24 protein-coding genes and 1 tRNA gene are annotated in these 25,281 nt (G+C 55.8%); 2 read left to right on the top strand and 23 right to left on the bottom strand.

Annotated features, from left to right (window positions below; genetic code table 11):
• Positions 1-169: 169 nt before the first annotated feature.
• The 12 genes from lipB to leuS all read right to left on the bottom strand — a co-directional run bounded on the left by lipB (position 170) and on the right by leuS (position 12,709).
• On the bottom strand, positions 170-811 hold the full coding sequence (gene lipB, locus IM265_RS12740; protein ID WP_028012335.1) for a lipoyl(octanoyl) transferase LipB: 642 nt from the start codon (positions 809-811) through the stop codon (positions 170-172).
• Positions 812-905: 94 nt separating this feature from the next.
• On the bottom strand, positions 906-1,169 hold the full coding sequence (gene ybeD / locus IM265_RS12735; RefSeq protein ID WP_003858718.1) for a DUF493 family protein YbeD: 264 nt from the start codon (positions 1,167-1,169) through the stop codon (positions 906-908).
• Between the two features lie 105 nt (positions 1,170-1,274).
• Positions 1,275-2,486 (bottom strand): D-alanyl-D-alanine carboxypeptidase DacA, encoded by a 1,212-nt coding sequence (gene dacA, locus IM265_RS12730; protein ID WP_028012336.1) that lies wholly within the window; start codon positions 2,484-2,486, stop codon positions 1,275-1,277.
• 139 nt (positions 2,487-2,625) lie between these two features.
• Entirely contained in the window at positions 2,626-3,735 is a 1,110-nt protein-coding gene (gene rlpA, locus IM265_RS12725) for an endolytic peptidoglycan transglycosylase RlpA (protein WP_028012337.1), read from the bottom strand.
• A 16-nt stretch (positions 3,736-3,751) separates the two neighbouring features.
• The gene (gene mrdB, locus IM265_RS12720; RefSeq protein WP_013097590.1) at positions 3,752-4,864 is read right to left on the bottom strand and encodes a peptidoglycan glycosyltransferase MrdB; all 1,113 of its coding nucleotides are present in this window, start codon (positions 4,862-4,864) and stop codon (positions 3,752-3,754) included.
• 2 nt (positions 4,865-4,866) lie between these two features.
• Entirely contained in the window at positions 4,867-6,768 is a 1,902-nt protein-coding gene (gene mrdA / locus IM265_RS12715; RefSeq protein ID WP_028012338.1) for a peptidoglycan DD-transpeptidase MrdA, read from the bottom strand.
• A 28-nt stretch (positions 6,769-6,796) separates the two neighbouring features.
• Positions 6,797-7,264 carry a 23S rRNA (pseudouridine(1915)-N(3))-methyltransferase RlmH gene (gene rlmH / locus IM265_RS12710; protein ID WP_003858701.1) on the bottom strand — a complete coding sequence of 156 codons (468 nt, stop codon included), beginning with the start codon at positions 7,262-7,264 and terminating at the stop codon, positions 6,797-6,799.
• A 3-nt stretch (positions 7,265-7,267) separates the two neighbouring features.
• The gene (gene rsfS / locus IM265_RS12705; protein ID WP_003858696.1) at positions 7,268-7,585 is read right to left on the bottom strand and encodes a ribosome silencing factor; all 318 of its coding nucleotides are present in this window, start codon (positions 7,583-7,585) and stop codon (positions 7,268-7,270) included.
• A 268-nt stretch (positions 7,586-7,853) separates the two neighbouring features.
• The gene (gene nadD / locus IM265_RS12700) at positions 7,854-8,519 is read right to left on the bottom strand and encodes a nicotinate-nucleotide adenylyltransferase (protein WP_028012339.1); all 666 of its coding nucleotides are present in this window, start codon (positions 8,517-8,519) and stop codon (positions 7,854-7,856) included.
• Positions 8,512-9,543: a DNA polymerase III subunit delta gene (holA, locus tag IM265_RS12695; protein WP_028012340.1), complete on the bottom strand. Its 1,032-nt coding sequence runs from the start codon at positions 9,541-9,543 to the stop codon at positions 8,512-8,514. Before holA ends, nadD begins: the two co-directional genes overlap by 8 nt.
• A complete protein-coding gene (lptE, locus tag IM265_RS12690; protein WP_045630867.1) occupies positions 9,543-10,112 on the bottom strand; it encodes an LPS assembly lipoprotein LptE in 570 nt (189 codons plus the stop codon). Before lptE ends, holA begins: the two co-directional genes overlap by 1 nt.
• Positions 10,113-10,126: 14 nt before the next feature.
• Positions 10,127-12,709 carry a leucine--tRNA ligase gene (gene leuS, locus IM265_RS12685; protein ID WP_193031750.1) on the bottom strand — a complete coding sequence of 861 codons (2,583 nt, stop codon included), beginning with the start codon at positions 12,707-12,709 and terminating at the stop codon, positions 10,127-10,129.
• Between the two features lie 216 nt (positions 12,710-12,925).
• On the opposite strand from leuS, the gene IM265_RS12680 reads away from it, so the two are divergent.
• Positions 12,926-13,408 (top strand): zinc ribbon-containing protein, encoded by a 483-nt coding sequence (locus IM265_RS12680; protein WP_028012343.1) that lies wholly within the window; start codon positions 12,926-12,928, stop codon positions 13,406-13,408.
• A gap of 54 nt (positions 13,409-13,462) precedes the next feature.
• On the opposite strand, the gene rihA is transcribed toward IM265_RS12680, so the two are convergent.
• The 10 genes from rihA to miaB all read right to left on the bottom strand — a co-directional run bounded on the left by rihA (position 13,463) and on the right by miaB (position 23,687).
• Positions 13,463-14,404: a pyrimidine-specific ribonucleoside hydrolase RihA gene (rihA, locus tag IM265_RS12675; RefSeq protein ID WP_048956854.1), complete on the bottom strand. Its 942-nt coding sequence runs from the start codon at positions 14,402-14,404 to the stop codon at positions 13,463-13,465.
• A 120-nt stretch (positions 14,405-14,524) separates the two neighbouring features.
• Positions 14,525-15,250, bottom strand: coding sequence for an amino acid ABC transporter ATP-binding protein (locus tag IM265_RS12670; protein WP_014883001.1), 726 nt, complete (start codon positions 15,248-15,250; stop codon positions 14,525-14,527).
• A complete protein-coding gene (gltK, locus tag IM265_RS12665) occupies positions 15,250-15,924 on the bottom strand; it encodes a glutamate/aspartate ABC transporter permease GltK (RefSeq protein ID WP_028012346.1) in 675 nt (224 codons plus the stop codon). The genes IM265_RS12670 and gltK overlap by 1 nt, the downstream gene beginning before the upstream one ends.
• Positions 15,924-16,664 (bottom strand): amino acid ABC transporter permease, encoded by a 741-nt coding sequence (locus IM265_RS12660; RefSeq protein ID WP_028012347.1) that lies wholly within the window; start codon positions 16,662-16,664, stop codon positions 15,924-15,926. The genes gltK and IM265_RS12660 overlap by 1 nt, the downstream gene beginning before the upstream one ends.
• A 156-nt stretch (positions 16,665-16,820) precedes the next feature.
• The gene (locus IM265_RS12655; RefSeq protein ID WP_014831086.1) at positions 16,821-17,726 is read right to left on the bottom strand and encodes an amino acid ABC transporter substrate-binding protein; all 906 of its coding nucleotides are present in this window, start codon (positions 17,724-17,726) and stop codon (positions 16,821-16,823) included.
• Positions 17,727-18,081: 355 nt separating this feature from the next.
• Complete coding sequence (gene lnt, locus IM265_RS12650) at positions 18,082-19,620, bottom strand: apolipoprotein N-acyltransferase (RefSeq protein WP_193031748.1); 1,539 nt, start codon at positions 19,618-19,620, stop codon at positions 18,082-18,084.
• 5 nt (positions 19,621-19,625) lie between these two features.
• Positions 19,626-20,504: a CNNM family magnesium/cobalt transport protein CorC gene (gene corC, locus IM265_RS12645; protein WP_021242574.1), complete on the bottom strand. Its 879-nt coding sequence runs from the start codon at positions 20,502-20,504 to the stop codon at positions 19,626-19,628.
• Between the two features lie 84 nt (positions 20,505-20,588).
• Positions 20,589-21,056 carry an rRNA maturation RNase YbeY gene (gene ybeY / locus IM265_RS12640; protein WP_003858677.1) on the bottom strand — a complete coding sequence of 156 codons (468 nt, stop codon included), beginning with the start codon at positions 21,054-21,056 and terminating at the stop codon, positions 20,589-20,591.
• The gene (locus tag IM265_RS12635; RefSeq protein WP_028012349.1) at positions 21,053-22,099 is read right to left on the bottom strand and encodes a PhoH family protein; all 1,047 of its coding nucleotides are present in this window, start codon (positions 22,097-22,099) and stop codon (positions 21,053-21,055) included. The genes ybeY and IM265_RS12635 overlap by 4 nt, the downstream gene beginning before the upstream one ends.
• A gap of 163 nt (positions 22,100-22,262) precedes the next feature.
• On the bottom strand, positions 22,263-23,687 hold the full coding sequence (gene miaB / locus IM265_RS12630; RefSeq protein ID WP_028012350.1) for a tRNA (N6-isopentenyl adenosine(37)-C2)-methylthiotransferase MiaB: 1,425 nt from the start codon (positions 23,685-23,687) through the stop codon (positions 22,263-22,265).
• 135 nt (positions 23,688-23,822) lie between these two features.
• Here miaB and ubiF point away from each other — a divergent pair, with 135 nt between their 5' ends.
• Positions 23,823-24,998, top strand: coding sequence for a 3-demethoxyubiquinol 3-hydroxylase (ubiF, locus tag IM265_RS12625; RefSeq protein ID WP_069733581.1), 1,176 nt, complete (start codon positions 23,823-23,825; stop codon positions 24,996-24,998).
• A 107-nt stretch (positions 24,999-25,105) separates the two neighbouring features.
• Here ubiF and IM265_RS12620 read toward each other — a convergent pair.
• Positions 25,106-25,180 (bottom strand) — tRNA-Gln (locus IM265_RS12620).
• Positions 25,181-25,281 lie beyond the last annotated feature (101 nt).

The raw sequence follows: 25,281 nt of genomic DNA, 5'->3' as shown, positions 1-25,281 counted from the left end.
ATCACTCAAGTTACTTAGCCTGTGTATGCCGTGCTGTCCGGAGGCTAAATAATATGTAAGGGCAATATTCGGGCGCTTCGAAAATATAGAATCTGCGGATTATTGTAAAGCGTAAAAGCGGTAAATAAACAGTGGCCCGTCAAATTATCGAGCCATTCTGGATGATATATTAAGCAGGGATATATTCGTGCGGGGGATTGTTAAGTAGTGCTAACACATTCTTCAGAAGCACGGGACGTATATTTTCTGGCGTAGCGGTATCGACCCACTGGCGCATTTGCGTCATTTCCATGCCGGCGTAGCCGCAGGGGTTTATGCGCTGGAAAGGCGTAAGATCCATATTAATATTCAATGCCAGACCGTGGAAGGAACAACCTTTACGAATACGTAGCCCCAGAGAGCAGATCTTCATTTCGCCAACGTAGACGCCCGGCGCATCGGCACGCGGATGCGCGTCAATCCCATACTCCGCCAGCGTGTTGACGACGGTCTGTTCCAGTAACGTCACCAGCTCACGTACGCCAAGCTTTCTGCGCTTCAGATTAAGCAGGACGTACATGACCTGCTGACCCGGACCGTGGTAAGTCACCTGTCCGCCACGATCGCTCTGGATCACCGGGATATCGCCCGTCATTAATAAGTGTTCCGCTTTTCCCGCCTGGCCCTGCGTAAATACCGGCAGATGTTCGACCAGCCAAATCTCATCAGGGGTTGTGTCATCGCGTGAATCGGTGAACTCGTGCATAGCCTGAGAGACAGGCTCATAAGGTTGCAGCCCGAGATGACGGACCAGAATTTTATCCTGATACAAAACGCGTCTCCGAAGACGAGAAACAAAAGATGAGGGGGAGTATATCACAGCGGGGAAGAGGGGTTACCCGGTAAACCGGGTAACCGCAAAGGGACTACAGCACCATACGAACGATTTCGATATTGCCGAGCTCTTCGTACAGCGTCTCAACCTGCTCGATATGTGTGGCAGTGATGGTAATAGAAACCGAGTGGTAGTTGCCCTTGCTGCTTGGTTTTACTGACGGAGAGTAGTCACCCGGCGCATGGCGCTGTACCACTTCAACCACCTGATCAACCAGCTCAGGTTTCGCCAGACCCATTACTTTGTAGGTAAACGGGGTAGGGAATTCAAGCAGTTCGTTAAGTTTGGTTTTCATGTCAGCTCCGGCGTAACGTCAAAAAGAATAACTCCCACGTCAGGTGGGAGTTATCAGGATACTTAGTATATGGGGATCAAAATCACACTTTCAAGTGTTCGATTTTTAGCCAAACCAGTGATGGAACATCAGTTTAATGTAATCAATGATTTTGCCGAAGAAATTGCCTTCAGGAATTTCTTCCAATACCACGAGTGGACGCTGGTCGATCGTTTTACCGTCCAGCTGGAAGTTGATGGTACCCACCACCTGGTTTTTATGCAGCGGGGCATGCAGTTCGGTGGTGTTGAGCACATAGCTTGCTTTCAGATCCTTCATACGACCGCGTGGAATGGTCAGGTAGAGGTCTTTATCCACGCCCAGAGAAGCACGATCGTTATCGCCGAACCAGACGGGTTCAGAAGCAAATTCTTTGCCTGCTTTCAGCGGGTTCACGGTTTCGAAGAAACGGAAGCCCCAGGTCAGCAGCTTCTTACTCTCGGTTTCGCGACCTTTAAAGGTGCGACCGCCCATCACGGCAGAGATCAGGCGCATCTGGCCTTCAGTGGCAGAGGCTACCAGGTTGTAACCGGCTTTGTCGGTGTGGCCGGTTTTGATGCCGTCAACGTTCAGGCTGTTATCCCACAGCAGGCCGTTACGGTTGGTCTGACGAATGCCGTTGAAGGTGAACTCTTTCTCTTTGTAGATAGAGTACTCGTTAGGTACGTCGCGGATCAGCGCCTGACCAATCAGCGCCATATCACGCGCGGAGCTGTACTGACCGTCTGCATCGAGACCGTGTACGGTCTGGAAGTGGCTGTTCTTCAGACCCAGGGCATTTACGTAGCTGTTCATCAGGCCCACGAACGCATCCTGACTACCGGCGGCGAAATCGGCCATGGCCACGCAGGCATCGTTACCGGACTGCAGGTTAATGCCACGAATTAACTGAGAAACCGGAACCTGCATTCCTGGTTTCAGGAACATCAGCGAGGAACCTTTGAAAACAGGGTTCCCGGTAGCCCACGCATCGTTGCCGATGGTGACCAGATCCGTCTCTTTGAACTTACCGGCTTTCATTGCCTGGCCGATGACGTAGCTGGTCATCATTTTAGTCAGGCTGGCCGGGTCACGGCGGGCATCGGCATTCTGTTCTGCCAGCACTTTGCCAGAGTTGTAATCGATCAGGATGTAGGATTCCGCGTCGATTTGCGGAACGCCAGGGATCATGGTCTTGATATTCAGGTCATCAGCATGAGCTGCAGAGAGTGCAGCCGCGCAAAGGGCCGTGGTCAGCGCCATGCGCTGCACAAAACGAGCAGAAAAAGTGGTCTTCATGGTCAGAACTACGACATCCGTGATGGAATTAAAAAAAGTGCCTTACTATAGCAAATGCTATTCAGGCAGGCATCCGACTTTAAGCATGAGTTTGTGAATGTGTTTTACACAAACTGACATTTCGGATACCGCCGATTAATTACTTCGTAACAGCGATAAAGGACTGCAGCTGTGCCTCGCTCTGCAAACGCTGCTGCAGGGATGCCGCCTGCGACTTGCTGGCAAACGGCCCCATCTGAATACGCCAGACCGCGCCGTTTTGCTCAACGCGTCCAGGCACGCCAAACTGCTGGCTTAGACGCTGCTGATACTGCTGGGCACGGGCCCGATCGCTCACTGCGCCCACCTGGACGACAAAGCCGCCGCTGGCTGCTGCGGGAGCGGCAACGGCTGCGCTCTGGGTCGTGACCGGAGCCGTTACCGGGGCAGGCTGCTGCACGACGGGAGCGGCAACAGGGGCTGGCGTCGGCTCACTGCTCTCCAGCACGCCCGAGGCTAAGTTCGTTGGTGCGCCAAGGAAGCCGCTGCTTTTTACCGGTGCGCCAGTGGCATCATCGCTTTGCAGGGTGTCATTGCTGATCGGGCGTATTTCTCCCGCCGGCTGAGAAGGCTCTGCCGGCGAGGAGACGCTTCCCATGCCGCCGTCCAGATTTGGGCGGTCGGGGAGGGCATAGGTCTGTTTCGCCACCGTGGTACACGCGGTTCCCGGCCCGGAGAGCGAACCATCCTGCGCCACGATAATTGGGTCAATGCGAACTTTGGTGTTGTTCGAGGTATTCAGGCGATCGGCAGACGCGCGGGACAGGGAAATCACCCGGTCATTACCGTACGGGCCGCGGTCGTTAATACGCACGACGATCATACGGCCGTTCGCCAGGTTGGTGATACGGGCGTAGCTAGGGATAGGTAGCGTCGGGTGCGCCGCAGTCAGCTGCATTGGGTCAAATGTTTCACCCGATGCCGTCAGGTTACTGCCCGGCTCAGCATCATAAATGGCGGCAAAGCCAGCCTGGCTAAAGCGGGACGGATCCTGCACAATTTTGTAGCTTTTGCCGTCGCGCTCGTAATCCTGATTCGCGCTGGCATTCAGCGGTTCATAAACGGGATCGGCACCGCTAATTTCAACGATTGGGCCATTACACACCGCAGGCTGCGGCGGCGCGACGGTTGCCTGTTGCTGACCATCATCACTTGTACAGGCCGCAAGTAAACTTGCCGCAATGCAGATACCCAGCCACTGCTTACGCATTCCGATCCCCTTATTTTTATACGCTTTTTGACAACATTTTTCTGTGGGTGTGGATCGACATCACGATACCAAACCCGGCCATCAACACGATCAGTGCCGAGCCTCCGTAACTCACCAGCGGCAGCGGTACGCCTACCACCGGCAGAATACCACTCACCATACCAATATTTACGAAGACATAAACGAATAAAATCAACATCAGTCCGCCTGCCATGACGCGGCCGAAGGTGGTCTGCGCGCGGGCCGCAATCCACAAACCTCGCATGATGAGCAGCACATAGAGCGCCAGCAGGATCAGGATGCCAACCAGTCCCAGCTCTTCCGCCAGTACCGCAAAGATAAAGTCGGTGTGGCGCTCCGGTAAAAACTCCAGCTGCGACTGGGTACCGTGCAGCCAGCCTTTACCGCGCAGGCCGCCGGAGCCAATCGCAATCTTGGACTGAATAATATGATAGCCCGCACCGAGCGGATCGGTTTCCGGATCGAGAAGCATCATGACGCGCTGGCGCTGGTAGTCATGCATCAGGAAGAACCACAGGATAGGGATAAACGCTGCAACCAGCACCACCGCGATACCAATCAGACGCCAGCTTAAGCCCGACAGGAACAGGACAAACAGGCCGGAGAGGGCGATAAGGATCGAGGTGCCGAGGTCAGGCTGCGCCGCAACCAGCAGTGTCGGCAGGAATATCAGCACCAGGGCGATAGCGGTATTTTTCAGCGACGGCGGACAGACGTCGCGGTTGATAAAGCGCGCCACCATCAGCGGGACTGCGATTTTGGCAATCTCCGAGGGCTGGAAACGAACAACGCCCAGATCCAGCCAGCGCTGTGCCCCTTTTGAGATGGCACCGAACGCATCTACCGCCACCAGCAAAATAATACAGAAGATGTAGAGATAGGGCGCCCAGCCTTCATAGACGCGCGGCGGGATCTGCGCCATTACCACCATAATGACCAGACCCATCGCGATCTGGCCGATCTTGCGTTCCATCATGCCGATGTCCTGGCCGCTGGCGCTCCAGATAACCAGGGCGCTGTAAACCAGCAGGGCCAGCAGGATCAGCAGCATGGCTGGGTCGATGTGAATTTTATCCCACAGCGATTTTTTATTTGGATTATCCGTCATGATTATTGGTCCTCCGCCGCAGCGGCGGCCGGATTTTCAGCCGGGAGTTCGGTGTTGTTATCACCCAGCATAATGTGGTCCAGGATCTGGCGCATGATGGTCCCTACCGCCGGGCCAGCGCCGCCGTTCTCCAGAATCATTGCCACCGCCACCTGCGGGTTATCATAAGGGGCAAACGCCGTCATCAGCTTATGGTCACGCAGACGTTCGGCAATGCGGTGTGCGTTATAGGTTTCATTGGCTTTCAGACCAAAGACCTGCGCCGTACCGGATTTCGCGGCCACTTTATATGGCGTACCGGCGAAATACTTGTGCGCGGTTCCGTTTGGACGGTTTGCCACACCGTACATACCGTCTTTCGCTATTTCCCAGAAGCCGGAATGGATGTCGCCTACCGGCGCTTCATGGGGCTGCACCCACGGCACTTTTTTGCCATCTTCAACGGTGCTTTGCAGCAGATGCGGAACTTTCACCACGCCGTCGTTAATGAGTATCATCATCGCTTTGTTCATCTGAAGCGGGGTGGCCGTCCAGTAACCCTGGCCGATACCCACCGGTATGGTATCACCCTGATACCACGGCTTCTTAAAGCGCTTCAGCTTCCACTCACGGGTTGGCATGTTGCCGGAGCGCTCTTCAGCCAGATCCACGCCGGTGTAATGTCCGTAGCCGAATTTGCTCATCCACTCAGACAGGCGGTCAATGCCCATGTCATACGCCACCTGATAGAAGAAGGTATCCGCAGATTCTTCCAGAGATTTCGTAACGTTCAGATGGCCGTGGCCCCATTTCTTCCAGTCGCGATAGCGTTTTTCAGAGCCCGGTAGCTGCCACCAGCCCGGGTCAAACAGGCTGGTATTGCGGTTGATGACGCCCGCGCTCAGCGCTGAGACCGCCACGTACGGTTTAACCGTTGATGCCGGCGGGTAAACGCCTTGCGTGGCGCGGTTCACCAGCGGGGTGTTAGGGTCATTCAGCAGGCCGGAATAGTCTTTGCTGGAGATGCCGTCAACAAAGAGGTTCGGGTCATAGCTTGGCATAGAAACCATCGCCAGAATGCCGCCGGTGCGCGGGTCGGTGACCACCACGGCGGCGCGGCTGCCCGCCAGCAGGGTTTCAATATACTGCTGCAGTTTGAGATCGAGCGTCAGATAGACGTCGTGCCCCGCCTGAGGCGGCACTTCCTTAAGCTGGCGAATGACGCGACCACGGTTGTTGACCTCAACTTCTTCATAGCCGGTCTGCCCGTGCAGGACATCTTCGTAGTAGCGTTCAATCCCCAGCTTGCCGATATCGTGCGTCGCGGCGTAGTTCGCCAGCTTGCCGTCTTTATCGAGGCGCTCGACGTCTTTATCGTTAATCTTGGAAACGTAGCCAATCACATGCGTCAGCGCGGATCCGTAAGGATAGTAGCGACGCTTGTAACCCTTCACTTCCACACCGGGGAAGCGGTACTGGTTCACCGCAAAACGTGCGACCTGGACTTCCGTCAGATTGGTTTTAACCGGAATGGAGGTGAAACGGTGAGAGCGGGCGCGCTCTTTTTTGAAGGCCGCGATATCATCATCGTTAAGATCGACAACGCTCCTTAGCGCTTCCAGCGTATTCTGCACGTTATCGACCTTCTCCGGCATCATCTCGACTTGATAGATGGTGCGGTTTAACGCCAGAGGGGTGCCGTTACGGTCGTAGATAATGCCGCGGCTGGGGGCGATAGGCACCAGCTTGATACGGTTTTCGTTAGAACGCGTCTGGTAATCGGTAAAGCGGACAATTTGCAGATTATAAAGGTTGGCGATCAGCACGCCGGTAAGCAGCAAAATCCCCGTAAAGGCGACCAGCGCCCGGCGCACAAACAGCGCGGACTCAGCCGTATAGTCGCGAAAAGAATTCTGTAGTTTCATCCGCTGCTTAATCTACCCTGGTCAGTCATTACTCGCGGTGATAGGGGTGGTTGGTAGTAATGCTCCACGCGCGATACAAGCTTTCCGCCACCAGGACCCGCACGAGCGGGTGGGGCAGCGTCAGCGCAGAGAGAGACCAACTTTGTTCTGCTGCCGCTTTGCAGGCGGGGGATAACCCTTCAGGTCCGCCAATCAACAGACTGACGTCGCGGCCATCCTGCTTCCAGCGCTCCAGTTCATGCGCCAGCTGCGGCGTATCCCAGGGTTTACCTGGAATATCAAGGGTGACGATGCGGTTCTTGCCTGCGGCAGCAAGCATCAGTTCACCCTCTTTGTCGAGAATACGTTTGATATCCGCGTTCTTACCGCGCTTACCGGCGGGGATCTCCACCAGTTCGAACGGCATATCTTTGGGAAAACGACGCAGATATTCAGTAAAACCGGTTTGTACCCAGTCCGGCATTTTGGTGCCGACGGCGACCAGCTGCAACTTCACGCATTAACCCCAGAGTTTTTCCAGCTCATACAGGCGACGGCTCTCTTCCTGCATGACGTGGACAATCACATCGCCGAGGTCAACAACCACCCAGTCAGCGGTCGCTTCACCTTCAACACCAAGCGGTAAGAGTCCTGCTGCGCGCGATTCCTGAACCACATGGTCGGCAATCGAAACAACATGACGCGTAGAGGTACCGGTGCAGATAATCATGCAGTCGGTAATACTGGATTTACCCTTAACGTCGATAGCGATGATGTCCTGACCTTTCAGGTCATCAATTTTGTCGATAACAAAATCCTGGAGTGCTTTACCCTGCAAGTTTTCCCCCTGGGTGAATGAGATTGTACAACTATGAATTCGTGGCCAGACAGTATACCTGAACTGACGCCCCTGTCGGGACAAATGTCACCGTCCGGGCTTTTGAAGGCGGGTATCATCCCACCCTCCGCCTGAGATTGCATCGCCATTTTTGTAAAACAATTTCTGTAAAGCAACGATCGGCGGGAAAGTCTGGCAGCGGAGGATAACAGTATGGCTTAACCTGTCAAGGCAGGATAATCAATATGCTGCTTTTTATGCCCTCCGGCTATTTATCTGCGGTTTTCTGATACAACCCGTGCGTATGAATATACGCCAGCACCGGGGCAGGCAGCAGATCGTCACAGGCTAAACCCTGCTGTAAACGTTCGCGAATAACGGTCGCAGAGATGTCGAACCACGGCGTCTCCGCCAGATAAATCTTCCCGGCGGGCTGGTTGTGAAGATCTTCAACGTTATCGGTGAGATGGTCTTCAAGCCACTGCTGATATTGCGCTTCGCGCATGGTCAGCGGGTAGCCCGGACGGCGGCAGACGAGCAGGTGGCTGTTCCCCAGAATGGTTTCATACTTGTGCCACGTGGGGAAGTTGAGCAGGGAGTCCTGACCGATGATAAAGGCGAGCGGCTGGTCAGGCCCTTGCTCGGCCCGCCACTCCTGCAGCGTTTGCGACGTCCACGAGGGGGTGTCGCGACGCAATTCCCGTTCATCCAGCCTGAAGAGCGGCTTATCCGCGATAGCCAGAGCGAGCATCTCTTTGCGCTGCTCGCTGGTTGCTTCAGGCTGGGGGCGGTGCGGCGGAACATTATTGGGCATGATGGTAACGCGCTGCAGGCCGATCAGATTTGCCAGAATTTCTACCGGCTTCAGATGCCCGTAGTGTACCGGGTCAAAGGTGCCGCCATACAGGGCCTGTAAAGAGTGCATACTATCCATCAATAAATACGTCAGCCAGCGCCTTGTGGCAGAGCAGCAAGGAAAGGCTTTCCAGCTCCGCCCACACCGACTGGCCGTAATCTTGTTTTAGGGTGAGCTCGGCGCGCATCAGAAGCTGCACCGCCTGGCGCAGCTGTTCATGGCTCAGGCGGTTGATGGCCTCGGTGGTCATTGCCCGCCGGTTTTGCCACACCCGGTGTTTATCAAACAGGGAGCGTAACGGCGTATGGGCCGACTGGCGCTTGAGCGTTATCAGCAGCAACAGCTCGCGCTGCAGCGTGCGCAGCAGAATGACGGGTTCACTGCCCTCCAGGCGCAGCTGCTGGAGAATATGCAGGGCGCGTTTGCTTTTCGCCGACAACAGAGCATCCACCCAGTGGAACGGCGTGAAGTGTGCGGCATCGTTAACCGCCTGCTCAACGCGCGGTAAAGTCAGCTTGCCGTCCGGCCAGAGCAGGGAGAGCCTGTCCAGCGCCTGTGCCAGTGCCAGCAGGTTGCCTTCATAGCAGTAGCAGAGCAGTTGGTTCGCCGCATCGTCCAGTTGAAGGTTGTGCTGCTTCGCTCTCGCGGCGACCCATTTAGGCAGGTGCGCCTGCTCAGGCGTCTGGCAGGTGACCAGCACCGCGTGGGTCGCGAGCTGGGTGAACCATGCCGCGTTTTCCTGCGCTTTGGTGAGCTTGCTGCCGCGCACAATCAACAGCAGATCGCTGTGTAACAGGCTGACCAGCGTGGCGAGTTGCTCATTGATGGCCGCGTTAGGGCCGTTCTCCGGCAGCAGGATCTGGATTGTCTGGCGCGACGCAAAAAGGCTCATCGCCTGACAGAGTGAGAAGAGGGCGTTCCAGTCGGTGGCGTTATCCACCTGAACGGTATGGTGTTCATCAAAGCCCTGAGCCGCGGCCGCATGCCGCACGGCATCCAGGCTTTCCTGAAGTAGTAACGGGTCGTTTCCGAGCAGCAGATACGCCGCGCGCAGCCCTTCATTGAGCTGCGCGCGGAGTTGTTCAGGATACAGCCTGATCATCATTTACCCAGAGAGGTAGAAACAGGAGGCGTACTGGCATCCGGTTTTTCAATAATGTCAGAGCCTTCTCGGTTAGACGCTGCAATACCCGGCAGTTTGCGGATCAGCTGTTCCGCCGCCTTGTCGTACATTTCGTTGATGATAATCTGCTGTTCGGCATCTTTTGCCAGCGCGGTTTGCGGGTTATCAAAGAACGAACGATACACTTTTGCGCTGATCGGATAGATGTCTTTACCCGGGATCAGTACAGCCGCGTTGACCGACAGCACCATCTGATATTCAGCCGTGCGGCCGTCCTGGAAGATGGACGCCGTATCCTGGCCCAGCGTCATTCCCAGTACGCGCAGAGACGGTACATCCTGGCGCAGCGTACCTTTCTCAATAAGCTCAACGCCGTTCAGGCGCAGCTGATTACGAATGGCCCGGCTGAGCGGTCCGTTTGGATCCCCGGAATCAAAGATCATTGTTTTCATCTCAGCAGGCACCGCCGTGGTATTGCGCAGGTGCCAGCCACAGCCAGCGGTGACAAGCACCGCCAGAGATAAGAGTATTGTTGCCAGTTGTCGCACGTTTCCTCCCGCGCTTAGCCAACGACCAGATTGAGCAGTTTACCCGGTACGTAGATCGCTTTACGTAAGGTAACGCCCTCAAGATATTTCGCAACCAGAGGTTCCTGGCCCGCGCGCTCGCGAACCTGATCTTCAGTTGCATCGACCGCCACGGTAATTTTACCACGGACTTTGCCGTTGACCTGGACCACCACCAGCGTGGTGTTTTCCACCATCGCTGCTTCGTCAGCCACCGGCCACGGCGCGTTGTCGATATCGCCTTCGCCTTTCAGCTCCTGCCACAGGGTGAAGCTGACGTGTGGCGTGAACGGGTTAAGCATGCGAACCACGGCCAGCAGCGCTTCACGCATGATGGCACGATCCTGCTCGCCGTCCTGCGGGGCTTTCGCCAGCTTGTTCATCAGTTCCATAATAGCCGCAATTGCGGTATTGAAGGTCTGACGACGGCCAATATCATCGGTCACTTTCGCGATCGTTTTATGAACATCACGACGCAGCGCCTGCTGATCTTCGCTCAGCGCAGCGGCGTTCAGTGCCGGAGCATGACCCTGTGCGGTATGTTCGTACACCAGCTTCCAGACGCGTTTCAGGAAGCGGTTCGCGCCTTCTACGCCCGATTCCTGCCACTCAAGGGTCATATCAGCCGGAGAAGCAAACATCATGAACAGACGTACGGTGTCCGCGCCGTAACGCTCAACCATCACCTGCGGGTCGATGCCGTTGTTTTTAGACTTGGACATCTTGCTCATGCCGGTATAAACCAGTTCATGGCCTTCAGCGTCTGTCGCCTTCACGATACGGCCTTTCTCGTCGCGCTCAACGATCGCATCAACCGGAGAAACCCAGTTACGCTCTCCATTCGCGCCAACGTAGTAGAAGGCGTCTGCCAGCACCATACCCTGGCACAGCAGCTGTTTAGCGGGCTCGTCAGAGTTCACCATGCCGGCATCGCGCATCAGCTTATGGAAAAAGCGGAAGTAGAGCAGGTGCATGATGGCGTGTTCGATACCACCAATATAGATATCTACCGGCAGCCAGTAGTTGGCGGCGTCAGAATCCAGCATGCCTTCTTTGTACTGCGGGCAGGTGTAGCGCGCGTAGTACCAGGAGGACTCCATAAAGGTATCGAAGGTGTCGGTTTCACGCAGCGCAGGCTGGCCGTTGACGGTGGTTTTGGCCCACTCAGGATCGGCTTTGATCGGGCTGGTGATGCCGTCCATAACCACGTCTTCCGGCAGGATCACGGGCAGCTGATCTTCAGGCGTTGGCATGACGGTGCCGTCTTCCAGGGTCACCATTGGAATTGGCGCACCCCAGTAACGCTGACGGGACACGCCCCAGTCGCGCAGACGGAAGTTCACTTTACGCTCGCCCACGCCCAGTGAGGCCAGCTTATCGGCGATGGCGTTGAAGCCCTCTTCGAAGCTGAGGCCGCTGAACTCACCGGAGTTAAACAGGGTGCCTTTTTCAGTCAACGCCTGCTCGGACAGGTCAGGTTCAGAACCATCGGCGGCCAGAATAACGGCTTTAATCGGCAGGTTGTATTTGGTGGCAAACTCGTAGTCACGCTGATCGTGACCCGGAACGGCCATGACTGCACCTGTACCGTACTCCATCAGAACGAAGTTTGCTGCCCAGACCGGGATCGCTTCGCCCGTCAGCGGGTGCTTAGCATAGAAGCCCGTCGCAACGCCTTTTTTCTCCATCGTCGCCATGTCGGCTTCGGCCACTTTCGTGTTGCGGCATTCGTCGATGAAGGTCGCCAGTTCCGGGTTGTTCTCTGCCGCTTTCTGCGCCAGCGGGTGACCTGCGGCCACGGCCAGATAGGTCGCACCCATGAAGGTGTCCGGACGGGTGGTGTAGACGGTCAGGGTCTGGTCGTAGTTCTCAACGTTGAAGGTAATTTCCACGCCTTCAGAACGGCCGATCCAGTTGCGCTGCATGGTCTTAACGGTGTCAGGCCAGTGATCCAGCGTATCCAGATCGTTCAGCAGTTCGTCAGCGTAAGCGGTGATTTTGATAAACCACTGCGGGATCTCTTTACGCTCAACTTTGGTGTCGCAGCGCCAGCAGCAGCCGTCGATAACCTGCTCGTTCGCCAGAACGGTCTGGTCATTCGGGCACCAGTTAACGGCAGAGGTCTTCTTGTACACCAGGCCTTTTTTGTACAGCTCGGTGAAGAACTTCTGCTCCCAGCGGTAGTATTCCGGGGTACAGGTCGCCAGCTCGCGGCTCCAGTCATAGCCGAAGCCCAGCATTTTGAGCTGGTTTTTCATGTACGCGATGTTGTCGTACGTCCACGGTGCCGGAGCGGTATTGTTTTTTACCGCTGCGCCTTCTGCAGGCAGGCCGAACGCATCCCAGCCGATTGGCTGCAGAACGTTTTTGCCCAGCATGCGCTGGTAACGGGCGATCACATCACCGATGGTGTAGTTACGCACGTGGCCCATGTGTAGTCGACCAGAAGGATAGGGAAGCATCGACAGGCAGTAATACTTCTCTTTGCTCTCGTCTTCGGTTACTTCAAAGGTGCGCTTCTCGTCCCAGTGTTGCTGGACTTTTGATTCTATCTCTTCCGGGCGGTATTGCTCTTGCATGGCAGCCAGTGGTCCTGTGTTCAATACAGCTACAAAAATGTAGCCAATGGATGTGGTAATTCAGATCCGCATAGCATAGCCCAAACGCCCGCGTCAAAACAGCCTTTCGCGCAATTGCACTTTGCAGGAATTTACCGGGTCTGTGCTTCACCTGACAAAGCGGCGGCGAAATAAGGTCTATTATTAGAAATAGTTACTTACCCGGGAGGCAAAATGATGAACAAGGTTGCTCAATTTTACCGCGAACTGGTGGCGACACTGACGGAACGGCTTCGTAACGGCGAGCGCGATATTGATGCGCTGGTCGAACAGGCGCGTGAACGGGTGACGCAAACGGGTGAGTTAACGCGAACCGAAGTGGAAGAGGTGACGCGCGCCGTACGCCGCGATCTGGAAGAGTTCGCGCGCAGCTACGAAGAGAGCCAGGATGAGATCGCCGACAGCGTCTTTATGCGGGTGATCAAAGAGAGCCTGTGGCAGGAGCTGGCGGATATTACCGATAAAACCCAGCTGGAGTGGCGCGAGGTGTTCCAGGATTTAAATCATCACGGCGTGTACCAGAGCGGTGAAGTGGTGGGGCTGGGGAATCTGGTGTGCGAGAAGTGCCATCACCATATTGCGGTATATACGCCGGATGTGTTGCCGCTGTGCCCGAAGTGCGGGCACGATCAGTTCCAGCGTCGCCCGTTTGAGCCATAAGTAAAAGCGCAGTTTAGTTCCCTCTCCCACCGGGAGAGGGCCAGGGTGAGGGCATCAGGCCGCACAATAGTAAGCAAGTCTTTCCGCCAGCAAATCCACAAACGCCTCCCGGTCGATATCCACCATCAGCGTCGTATTCGGTTTATTCCCCGTCAGCGAATAGTAATCCACCACCGTCATCCCCTGGGTATATTTCCCCTGCGTCTCCACGCCAACCCATCTGTCCACCGTAGTAAACATTTCAGGCTTCAGCAGCCAGGCGATGGTGCACGGGTCATGCAGCGGCGCGCCGTGAAAGCCCCATTTCTCGGCTTTGTGATACTCCATAAAGAAGTCGAGCAGCTCGGCTACGGTTGTCGCAACCGGGTTGCCCACGGCGCGGAAGCGCTCAATATCGTCCGCCATAATCTGTGCCCGATGCGTCACGTCCAGCCCCGCCATCACAATCGGCAGGCCCGACTGGAAGACGATCTCCGCAGCTTCAGGATCAACAAAGATGTTGAATTCGGCCGCAGGCGTCCAGTTCCCCAGCCCCATTGATCCGCCCATGATGACGATACGGGCGATGTTGCTGTGCAGTTCAGGATGGCTGTTCAGCAGAAGCGCAACGTTGGTCTGCGGGCCGGTAGCCACCAGCGTCACGGGCTCTGCGCTTTCACGCAGCACCTTCGCCATTAGCTCGACGGCGGTGCAGTCTTGCGGTGTGAAACCTGGCTCCGGCAGCGCCGGGCCATCCAGCCCGCTTTCACCATGAACGTTGTCGGCAATGATCAGCTCGCGCATCAGCGGCTTAACGGCGCCGCCTGCGACAGGAATATCGGTGCGTTTCAGCAGCGTCAGCATTCGTAAAACGTTGCGCAGGGTTTTGTCCGGCGTCTGATTTCCGGCGGACGAGGTGACCGCTTTCACGTCCAGTTCAGGGGAGGCAAGCGCGAGGACGAGCGCGATCGCGTCATCATGACCCGGATCGCAGTCGAGAATTATAGGGTGTGCCATAGCGTTCTCCATTCTTAGCATTATTTTGTGACAAGGTTAACGCTGCGATGTGACGCCGAATAGAAAAAGAGATCTAAAGCGTGAAGCAGTGCGCAATCCGCAGATTGCGCACCGAGAAGATTAGTGCAGGATTTTCGCGAGGAAATCTTTGGCGCGTTCGGATTTCGGGTTGGCGAAGAACTCTTCTTTCGGTGAGTCTTCGACAATTTTCCCTTCGTCCATGAAGATCACGCGGTTGGCCACTTTACGGGCGAAGCCCATTTCGTGCGTCACCACCATCATGGTCATCCCTTCGTGCGCCAGCTCGACCATCACGTCCAGCACTTCGTTGATCATTTCAGGATCGAGTGCTGACGTGGGCTCATCGAACAGCATCGCCACCGGATCCATGCACAGCGCGCGCGCAATCGCCACACGCTGCTGCTGGCCGCCGGAAAGCTGTGCCGGAAACTTATCGGCATGTGCAGAAAGCCCCACGCGCTCCAGAAGCTTGAGCCCCTTTTCGCGCGACGCTTTTTTATCACGCTTGAGCACTTTGACCTGAGCTAGCGTCAGGTTCTCAATAATGGACAGATGAGGGAACAGCTCAAAATGCTGGAACACCATGCCGACGTGAGAGCGAAGCTGGGCCAGGTTGGTTTTCTTGTCGTTCACTTTCGTGCCGTTAACAACAATTTCTCCCTGCTGCACAGGCTCCAGACCATTAACCGTTTTGATCAGCGTAGACTTACCGGAACCGGACGGCCCGCACACCACCACCACATCGCCTTTTTTGACTTCGGTGGAGCAGTCGGTCAGCACCTGAAAGTGCCCATACCATTTAGAAACATTTTTCAGGGAAATCATTATACCGTCCTTTTCTTCAGCCAGCTGACCAACAGCGACGCGCTTAAACTAATCACAAAATAGACCGCACCCGCGAAGAGCACCATCTCGACCTGCGTACCATCACGTTCACCTATGGTCGACGCGGTACGGAAGAAGTCCGCCAGACTCAGAACGTAAACCAGAGAGGTATCCTGGAACAGCACGATACCCTGGGTCAGCAGGAGCGGAACCATCGCGCGAAACGCCTGAGGCAGAATGATGAGCTGCATGGACTGCCAGTGCGTCATTCCCAGCGCCAGCGCGGCGCTGGACTGCCCACGGGAGATACTCTGGATACCCGCACGGATAATCTCTGAATAGTAAGCGGCCTCAAACATCGAGAACGCCACCATCGCAGAGATCAGGCGGATGTCGGTTTTCGGCGACAGTCCCAGCACATTCTGTAAGAAGCCTGGAACAATCAGGTAAAACCACAGCAGCACCATCACCAGCGGGATGGAGCGGAAGACGTTAACGTAGGCAGTCGCAAACCAGGCGAGCGGCTTAAAGCTCGACAGGCGCATGACGGCCAGCAGGGTGCCCCAGACGATACCCACGACGATAGCGATCGCGGTGATCTTTAGGGTAATCACCAGGCCATCGAGCAGGTAAGGCATGGATGGAACGATAGAACTCCAGTCAAATTCGTACATTATTTGCCTCCCAGATTGCCCGGCAGGCGTACTTTGCGTTCAACCAGGTTCATCACCAGCATGATGAAAGCGTTAATCAGAACATACGCGAGCGTGATCGCGGTGAAGGATTCCCACGCGTGAGCGGAGTAATCCAGCAGCTTGCCCGCCTGTGCAGCCATATCCACCAGGCCGATGGTTGAGGCGATGGCCGAGTTTTTCACCAGGTTCATCATCTCAGAGGTCATCGGTGGAACGATAACGCGGTAGGCGTTAGGCAGCAGCACGTAGCGGTAGGTTTGTGGCAGGGTCAGGCCCATCGCCAGGCCCGCATTTTTTTGTCCGCGTGGCAATGACTGAATGGCGGCACGCACCTGCTCGCAAACGCGCGCAGCGGTAAACAGCCCCAGACACATCATGGAGGAGACAAAGAACTGCACGTTCGGATCCAGCTCCGACTTGAACCACATGCCAATATTTTCCGGCAGCAGTTCCGGGATGACCAGATACCAGGTAAAGAACTGCACGATGAGCGGAACGTTACGGAACAGTTCCACATACAGGGTGCCAATTGTTGAAAGAAAACGGTTAGGGACGGTGCGCAGAATACCGAACAGCGAACCGACAAGAAACGCGATGATCCACGCCGTTATCGATAATGCCACGGTAACCTGAAAGCCGCTCCACAGCCAGCCAAGATAGGTGGTGTTGCCGAACGGGGCTTGTTGCAGGAAGATGCCCCAGTTCCAGTCTATTGACATAATAAACTCCAGAAAAAAGAGGGTAGCAGCGCTACCCTCGAAGATTGGTGAGAAGCTCTTTTTTCGCGCTGAGTGGGGAACGACCAATCAGCGTATATGTCTGTCCATGCTTCCCGACAATCGAGAGGGCAGGAGATCCCGCCCCTGTTGTTCTAATTAGTTAAGAGCCTTGTCATTTGGAGATTTGAACAGCGCTTTCATGTCGTCAGACAGTTCAAAGTTCATATTGAGATTTTTTGGTGGAATCGGGTTCTTAAACCACTTGTCGAACCATTTTTCCGCTTCGCCGGAGGTCTGCACCTGGGCGATAGTGTCATCGATCAGCTTTTTGAACTGCGGATCGTCTTTACGCAGCATGCAGCCGTAGGCTTCTTTGGACTGCGCGGTACCGACGATATCCCAGTTGTCTGGTTTCTTCGCCTTCGCACGTTCGCCCGCCAGCAGGGCGTCATCCATCATAAACGCGACGGCACGACCGCTTTCCAGCGTACGGAAGGAGTCGCCATGGTCTTTCGCGCTGATGATGCGCATATCCATTTTCTTCTCGTCGTTCAGCTTGTGCAGCAGGACTTCAGAAGTGGTACCGGAGGTCACAACGACCGCCTTGCCTTTCAGGTCCGCAAAATCTTTGATCGCGCCGCCCTTCTTGGTCAGCAGACGGGTGCCCACGACAAAGATGGTGTCAGAGAAGGCCGCCTGTTTTTGACGCTCGAGGTTGTTGGTGGTGGAACCACACTCGAAGTCAAAGGTGCCGTTTTGCAGCAGTGGAATACGGTTCTGTGAAGTGATTGGGATCAGCTTCACCTGCAGGTCAGGTTTGTTCAGCTTTTTCTTCACAGCTTCAACGATAGCGTTGGAGTAATCCTGTGAATAGCCCACGACTTTTTGCGTGTTGTCGTAGTAAGAGAACGGGACGGAAGATTCACGGTGGCCGACCACGATGACGCCGTTTTTGGCAATCTTGTCGAGAGTGCTACCTGCTGCCGGAGCGTCTTCAGCGTGAACCACGCCTGCGGACATTCCCATAACCAGCATTGCTGTGGCCAGTTTACGTAATTGCATACCCAACTCCTTTCTTATCAGCGCCAGTGACGCATAGATACCCATTGTGATGTTGTTATATCTCGCGCAATGCGAGGGCAGTGTTATGCAAGCTTGTTAACATTTAGTCTGGCTTAATGTAAAGATTTTGCTGCGTTATTGTTTATTTTTGCGAAGCGCGCCGCACCATTCAGAGGCAATAATCTCCCGTTGCACCGTTTCGGTGCTAGCGACGATCTACACTGGTGCGACAAGGTTGCACGTTAAGCCAGACAGCGTTTACGTGAATAAATAAAGCAACAGGCGTGCCAGAATTGAAGATTGGGAGGAAATTGCCGGGTAAGGCGCAGCCGCCACCCGGCATCAGAAGGCAAGATTATTTATGACGCTGACGCAGGCTCATCAGCACGGCGCCAAAGCCGAACAGCGCGGTCAGGATCCACAGCGGCCAGTTGCCGGTGCGGGCGTACGGCGTCAGGCCCGTGGTTGGCGTGACTTTGGTTGTCAGCACTTCACGGGTGAACTGCGGGATCATGGCCTGGATTTCGCCCTGCGGGCCAATCACGGCGGTGATGCCGTTATTGGTGCTACGCAGCAGTGGACGCGCCAGCTCCAGAGAACGCATGCGCGCCATCTGGAAGTGCTGCCACGGGCCGATTGATTTACCGAACCACGCATCGTTGGAGATGGTCAGCAGATAGTCGGTGTCCGGGCGGAAGTTATCGCGCACCTGCTCGCCGAGGATGATTTCGTAGCAGATGGCGGCCGTCAGGGCCAGACCGTGCGCGTGGAGCTGGGGCTGAACGTACGGACCGCGGCTGAAGGAGGACATCGGCAGGTCAAAGAACGGTGCCAGCGGACGCAAAATAGACTCCAGCGGCACAAATTCACCGAACGGCACGAGGTGGTTCTTGTTGTACCGGTCGGTGGAGTGGTAGCTGTATTCGCTGTCTTTGCCGAGCGTAATAATGGTGTTGTAGGTGTCGTAGCGGTTCTGCTGATTCAGACGCGCATCAACAATGCCGGTAATCAGGGTGCTGCCGCGCGCCACCAGCAGATCGTTCATCATGTTGAGGAACGGCTGCTGGTTAATTTCCAGATCGGGAATAGCGGATTCTGGCCAGATAATCAGCTGCGATTTGCCCATCACCTCTTCGGTGGCGTTGGCGTAGATCTTCAGCGTGTTCAGCAACTCTTTTTCGTCCCACTTCATGGACTGCGGGATATTCCCCTGCACCATGGAAACCTGCATGGCGCGCTCGGGCTCGGGCGTGAACCACTGGATATAGCGCAGCGGGAAGGGCAGGGCGAACAGCACCAGCGCTACAGCCAGCGGCTTCCAGCCGCGCGTGACCAGCGCCAGTACCAGCAGGCCGCTTACCACCATCAGCAGGAAGTTAATGGCTTCAACGCCCATTACCGGTGCCAGACCTTTCAGCGGGCCGTCAATCTGGCTGTAGCCGAACTGCAGCCACGGGAAGCCGGTCAGCACCCAGCCGCGGAGGAACTCGGTAATCTGCCAGACCACCGGCGCGGCAATGGCGACACGCAGCCAGGTGGTTTTAGGCCACAGGCGAGAGAGAATTCCGGCGAACAGACCGGTATAGAGCGAGAGATAGGCGGCGAGCAGGACGACCAGGAAGACGTTAACCGGCCCCGGCATCCCGCCAAACTGTGCGATGCTGACGTAGACCCAGTTAATGCCGGAGCCAAATAGCCCCAGCCCCCAGAAGTAGCCGATCGCAGCGGCCTGTATCGGACGACGATTCAGGGTTAACCCCTGAAGCCCCATCAGGGAGAGAATGGCCGCGGGCCAGATATCGTAAGGAGAAAAAGCCAGCGTACCGCTGGCTCCGAGTAACAGCGCCAGCAGCAAACGGACGCGCTGGCGTTCAAGCAATGGGGCAAATGCCATTTACATTAATCTTCCAGTTTTGGCACCGGTGAATCGTCCGGCGTTCTGACGTGAACCTGTATAATACGTCGGCTGTCGGCCATTGCCACTTTGAACTGGTAACCGTCGATGTCAACGGTCTCACCGCGCGCCGGAAGATGGCCAAAGGCCTGCATCACCAGCCCGCCAATGGTATCGACCTCTTCATCGCTGAAGTGGGTACCGAAGGCGTCGTTGAAATCTTCAATCGAGGCCAGCGCGCGCACGGTCCAGGTGTGGCGGCTAAGCTGACGGAAGTCGATATCTTCTTCTTCGTCGTACTCGTCTTCGATTTCGCCCACGATCAGCTCAAGAATATCTTCGATCGTGACAAGACCTGAGACACCGCCGAATTCATCAATAACAATCGCCATGTGGTAACGCTGAGAGCGAAACTCTTTCAGCATTCGATCCACACGTTTACTTTCCGGCACGACCACGGCCTGGCGTAACACTTTTTCCATGCTGAAGGCTTCGGCATCGCTGCGCATAAACGGCAGCAGATCTTTGGCCATCAAAATCCCTTCGATGTGATCTTTATCTTCGCTGATGACCGGGAAACGCGAGTGGGCGGATTCGATGATCACATCAAGGCACTCGTCCAGCGTCTGGTTACGTTTCAGGGTGATCATCTGCGAGCGGGGGATCATGATGTCGCGGACGCGCTGGTCGGCAATGTCCATGACCCCTTCGAGCATTTCGCGCGTATCTTCGTCGATAAGGTCGTTCTGCCCGGAATCACGAATCAGCTCCAGCAGTTCATCACGGTTTTTCGGCTCGCCGTGGAAAAGCTGGTTCAGAATGAGGGAGAAAAATCCCTTTTTACTGGTTGTCGTGTCGCTACTGTGTGAATTGTCGTCGCTCATGGCGTTTGTTAAGGGTTCTCTTGTTAGTTCAATGTTAACCGCCGCGCTATGTCCCTGCGCGGCGGCATGGTAGTCAGTAACTGACTATTCTTTCTCGGCAATGTACGGATCCTCATAGCCCAGAGCAAGCATTATCTCTGTCTCAAGGGACTCCATCTCTTCCGCTTCGTCATCTTCAATGTGGTCGTAGCCCAGCAGGTGCAGGCTGCCGTGTACCACCATATGCGCCCAGTGGGCTTCCAGCGGTTTCTGCTGCTCTTTGGCTTCCTGCTCAACCACCTGACGGCAGATGATCAGATCGCCCAGCAGCGGCATCTCAATACCCGGCGGCGCTTCGAACGGGAAAGAGAGCACGTTGGTTGGCTTATCTTTCCCGCGGTAGGTCAGGTTAAGCTCATGGCTTTCCGCTTCATCCACCAGGCGAATCGTGACTTCTGATTCTTCCTGAAACTGGGGGATTACCGCATCCAGCCATTTCTGAAACTGTGCCTCTTCTGGCATGCCGGAATTGTCTTCACATGCCAGCTGTAAATCGAGGATCACCTGACTCATTTCTGTTCTTGCTCCTGCGCTTCGCGCTTACGTTCCGCGGCCTGTTCGGCCCTGCGTTTTTGATCCGCCTCTTCCCAGGCTTCATAGGCGTTAACGATGCGCGCGACCACCGGGTGGCGAACGACGTCTTCACTGTGGAAGAAGTTAAAGCTAATTTCGTCTACCTCTGACAGCACCTCAATGGCGTGGCGCAGGCCTGATTTAGTGCTGCGCGGCAGGTCGATCTGGGTGACGTCACCGGTGATCACCGCTTTCGAGTTGAAGCCGATACGCGTCAGGAACATTTTCATCTGTTCGATGGTGGTGTTCTGGCTTTCATCGAGAATGATGAACGCGTCGTTGAGCGTGCGGCCGCGCATGTAGGCGAGCGGGGCCACTTCGATCACGTTACGTTCGATCAGCTTCTCCACTTTCTCGAAGCCGAGCATTTCAAACAGCGCGTCGTACAGCGGGCGCAAATAGGGGTCCACTTTCTGACTCAAATCGCCCGGCAGGAAGCCGAGTTTTTCACCCGCTTCAACGGCAGGACGGGTCAGCAGGATACGACGGATCTCCTGACGCTCCAGCGCATCCACCGCAGCGGCAACCGCCAGATAGGTTTTACCTGTACCCGCGGGACCCACGCCGAAGGTGATGTCATGGTCAAGAATGTTGGCGATGTACTGCGCCTGGTTCGGCGTACGCGGCTTGATGACGCCACGCTTGGTCTTGATATTGATCGCCTTGCCGTAGTCCGGCACGCTTTCCGCGCTCTGCTCAAGCACGCGCGCCTCTTTAATGGCGAGGTGGATCTGTTCCGGCTCGATATCCTGAATTTCGCCGCGCATCGGGGCGGTATCGACATACAGGCTGCGTAGAATATCTGCTGCCGCGTTGACGCAGATAGGGCGTCCGGTGAGTTTGAAATGGTTATCGCGACGATTGATTTCGATACCCAGACGTCGCTCCAGTTGTTTGATGTTGTCATCAAACGGCCCGCACAGGCTCAGCAGGCGAGCGTTGTCTGCGGGCTCAAGGCTAATTTCACGCGTATCTATGTTCAAACTGTTCCTCTTTAAATGGTTAACTGACCCGCTGCCACACGGCGCAATAGAACGGTCATTACCGAAATTATTCACGCCACAGAATAAAGGCGCAAGCGTTGCGGTAGATATTGGGGGTGATGAGAGGAAATACAAGGCCTGCCGAAGAGGCAGGCCTGAAGGATCAAGGCTGGTAAATCCCAACGCCAGAATCGTTTTCTTTGCGGGTACGAGAAATTACGGATTCCGGTGACTCGGCAATACGCAGGCCCATTTCGTCCTCGGTGCGTACCACCTTCGCGCGCAGCGAGTTGGTCAGCACTTCGACAATTTCGACGTCCACAAACTTACCGATCATGTCCGGGGTGCCTTCGAAGTTCACCACGCGGTTGTTCTCGGTACGACCGGACAGCTCCATGATGCTCTTGCGGGAAGTACCTTCCACCAGAATGCGCTGGACGGTGCCGAGCATACGGCGGCTCCAGGCGTTGGCCTGCTGGTTGATGCGTTCCTGAAGAATATACAGACGCTGCTTTTTCTCTTCTTCCGGCACGTCGTCAACCATGTCGGCCGCAGGCGTGCCAGGACGCGCTGAGAAGATGAAGCTGTAGCTGACGTCAAAGTTCACTTCACCGATGAGCTTCATGGTGCGCTCGAAGTCATCAGCGGTTTCGCCTGGGAAGCCGACGATAAAGTCAGAGCTAATCTGGATATCCGGGCGCGCTTCGCGCAGCTTGCGGATGGTGGATTTGTACTCCAGCACCGTATGCGGGCGGCCCATCAGGTTCAGCACGCGGTCAGAGCCGCACTGAATCGGCAGGTGCAGGAAGCTCACCAGCTCTGGCGTATCGCGATACACGTCAATGATGTCGTCGGTAAACTCCATCGGATGGCTGGTGGTAAAGCGAATACGGTCAATGCCGTCAATCGCGGCTACCAGGCGCAGCAGTTCGGCAAAGCTGCCGGTGGTGCCGTCGTAGTTCTCGCCGCGCCAGGCGTTAACGTTCTGGCCCAGCAGGTTCACTTCGCGAACGCCCTGCGCGGCAAGCTGGGCAATTTCAAACAGAATGTCGTCCGCCGGGCGGCTGACCTCTTCACCGCGGGTGTAAGGCACCACGCAGTAGGTACAGTATTTGTTGCAGCCTTCCATGATCGAGACGAAGGCGGTCGGGCCATCGGCGCGCGGCTCTGGCAGACGGTCAAATTTCTCGATCTCCGGGAAGCTGACGTCAACGACCGGGCTACGGTTACCGCGAACCTGATTGATCATCTCCGGCAGGCGGTGCAGGGTCTGAGGACCAAAGACGATATCCACATACGGGGCTCTCTGGCGGATCAGCTTACCTTCCTGCGAGGCGACGCAGCCACCGACGCCAATGATCAGGTCCGGATTTTTCCGTTTAAGAAGCTTCCAGCGGCCTAACACATGAAAGACTTTTTCCTGTGCTTTTTCACGAATTGAACAGGTGTTCAGCAGCAGCACATCGGCTTCTTTCGCATTTTCAGTCAGCTGGTATCCGTGGGTGGTATCCAGCAGATCGGCCATCTTGGATGAATCGTATTCGTTCATCTGACAGCCCCAGGTTTTTATATGGAGTTTTTTAGTCATCGACTTGCTCAGCTCAGGATTGCAAGCCGCGTATTGTAATGCTTTGGTGGGGTTGTGACCAGTATGAAGGTTGTGTGTCTCAGGACCGCAAAAATCCGGTAAACTTAAGGGATTCTCCAATAAGGAAAATTGACCATGACACTCCAACACACCGAAGTTGCCGTTGTCGGCGGCGGTATGGTCGGCGGCGCGCTGGCGCTGGGGCTGGCGCAGCAGGGATTTGATGTAACCATTATTGAACAGGCGGCTCCCCCGGCATTCGATCCCGCCAGCAAACCGGACGTGCGCATTTCCGCCATCAGCGCGGCGTCCGTAGATCTGCTGCGCGGCCTGGGCGTCTGGGAGGCGGTGCAGGCGATGCGCGCGCACCCTTACAGCCGCCTTGAAACCTGGGAGTGGGAAAATGCCCATGTGTCGTTTGACGCCGCCGAGCTGAAGCTGCCGCGCCTGGGCTATATGGTGGAAAACAACGTGCTCCAGCTGGCGCTCTGGCAGGCGCTGGAGGCACATCCGAAGGTGACGCTGCGTATGCCTGCGTCACTTAAGGCACTGCATCCTCATGAAAGCGGCTATTTGCTGACGCTCGACAGCGGCGATGAACTGGCCGTGAAGCTGGTCGTCGGGGCCGATGGCGCTAACTCGCAGGTCAGGGAGATGGCGGGTATTGGGGTTCATGCCTGGCAATATCAGCAATCCTGCATGTTAATCACCGTTCAGTGTGAGAATGCGCCGGGCGAAAGCACCTGGCAGCACTTTACGCCGAACGGCCCGCATGCATTCTTGCCGCTGTTTGATAACTGGGCTTCGCTGGTGTGGTACGACAAACCGGCGCGCATTCGCCAGCTGCAGGGGCTGTCGATGGAGCAGCTGCAGCGCGAGATCCTGCTTCACTTCCCGAGCCGCCTTGGCAACGTGACGCCAGTCACCGCAGGTGCATTCCCGCTCACGCGCCGTCATGCTTTACAGTATGCCCGAGAAGGGCTGGCGCTGGTGGGCGATGCGGCACACACTATCCACCCGCTGGCGGGGCAGGGAGTCAATCTTGGATACCGTGACGTCGATGCGTTACTGGACGTGCTGGGCAACGCACGCGCTCACGCGGAAGCCTGGGCCAGCCATCAGGTACTGAAGCGCTACCAGACGCGCCGTATGGCGGATAACTTCATCATGCAGTCAGGGATGGATCTGTTCTATGCCGGTTTCAGCAATGACCTGGCCCCGGTGCGCATTCTGCGTAACATTGGCTTAATGGCGGCAGAGCGTGCCGGTGGGCTGAAGCGTCAGGCGCTGAAATACGCCCTCGGACTCTAATCTTAATTCCCTCTCCCGTGGGAGAGGGGTAGGGTGAGGGCATCAGGCCGCACTATTCTGAGCAACAAAAACAAAAAAGCCCGCAGAGCGGGCTTGTTTGTTTTAAGTGGCTGGGGTGCAGGGATTCGAACCCCGGAATGCTGGTATCAGAAACCAGAGCCTTACCGCTTGGCGACACCCCAATTGCGTTAAACAGACTGCTTAACGACTTTTAAATTGGCTGGGGTACGAGGATTCGAACCTCGGAATGCCGGAATCAGAATCCGGTGCCTTACCGCTTGGC

The organism is Enterobacter cloacae complex sp. P17RS (genome assembly GCF_014895885.1).
GTDB lineage: Bacteria > Pseudomonadota > Gammaproteobacteria > Enterobacterales > Enterobacteriaceae > Enterobacter > Enterobacter bugandensis.
This window is presented reverse-complemented; position numbering and strand designations above follow the sequence as displayed.

Coding starts and splice junctions, on each gene's coding strand:
- ybeD (WP_003858718.1), bottom strand. CDS start 1,169: ATGAAAACCAAACTTAACGAACTGCTTGAATTCCCTACCCCGTTTACC.
- dacA (WP_028012336.1), bottom strand. CDS start 2,486: ATGAAGACCACTTTTTCTGCTCGTTTTGTGCAGCGCATGGCGCTGACC.
- rlpA (WP_028012337.1), bottom strand. CDS start 3,735: ATGCGTAAGCAGTGGCTGGGTATCTGCATTGCGGCAAGTTTACTTGCG.
- mrdB (WP_013097590.1), bottom strand. CDS start 4,864: ATGACGGATAATCCAAATAAAAAATCGCTGTGGGATAAAATTCACATC.
- mrdA (WP_028012338.1), bottom strand. CDS start 6,768: ATGAAACTACAGAATTCTTTTCGCGACTATACGGCTGAGTCCGCGCTG.
- nadD (WP_028012339.1), bottom strand. CDS start 8,519: ATGGATAGTATGCACTCTTTACAGGCCCTGTATGGCGGCACCTTTGAC.
- holA (WP_028012340.1), bottom strand. CDS start 9,543: ATGATCAGGCTGTATCCTGAACAACTCCGCGCGCAGCTCAATGAAGGG.
- leuS (WP_193031750.1), bottom strand. CDS start 12,709: ATGCAAGAGCAATACCGCCCGGAAGAGATAGAATCAAAAGTCCAGCAA.
- IM265_RS12680 (WP_028012343.1), top strand. CDS start 12,926: ATGAACAAGGTTGCTCAATTTTACCGCGAACTGGTGGCGACACTGACG.
- rihA (WP_048956854.1), bottom strand. CDS start 14,404: ATGGCACACCCTATAATTCTCGACTGCGATCCGGGTCATGATGACGCG.
- IM265_RS12670 (WP_014883001.1), bottom strand. CDS start 15,250: ATGATTTCCCTGAAAAATGTTTCTAAATGGTATGGGCACTTTCAGGTG.
- gltK (WP_028012346.1), bottom strand. CDS start 15,924: ATGTACGAATTTGACTGGAGTTCTATCGTTCCATCCATGCCTTACCTG.
- IM265_RS12660 (WP_028012347.1), bottom strand. CDS start 16,664: ATGTCAATAGACTGGAACTGGGGCATCTTCCTGCAACAAGCCCCGTTC.
- IM265_RS12655 (WP_014831086.1), bottom strand. CDS start 17,726: ATGCAATTACGTAAACTGGCCACAGCAATGCTGGTTATGGGAATGTCC.
- lnt (WP_193031748.1), bottom strand. CDS start 19,620: ATGGCATTTGCCCCATTGCTTGAACGCCAGCGCGTCCGTTTGCTGCTG.
- corC (WP_021242574.1), bottom strand. CDS start 20,504: ATGAGCGACGACAATTCACACAGTAGCGACACGACAACCAGTAAAAAG.
- ybeY (WP_003858677.1), bottom strand. CDS start 21,056: ATGAGTCAGGTGATCCTCGATTTACAGCTGGCATGTGAAGACAATTCC.
- miaB (WP_028012350.1), bottom strand. CDS start 23,687: ATGACTAAAAAACTCCATATAAAAACCTGGGGCTGTCAGATGAACGAA.
- ubiF (WP_069733581.1), top strand. CDS start 23,823: ATGACACTCCAACACACCGAAGTTGCCGTTGTCGGCGGCGGTATGGTC.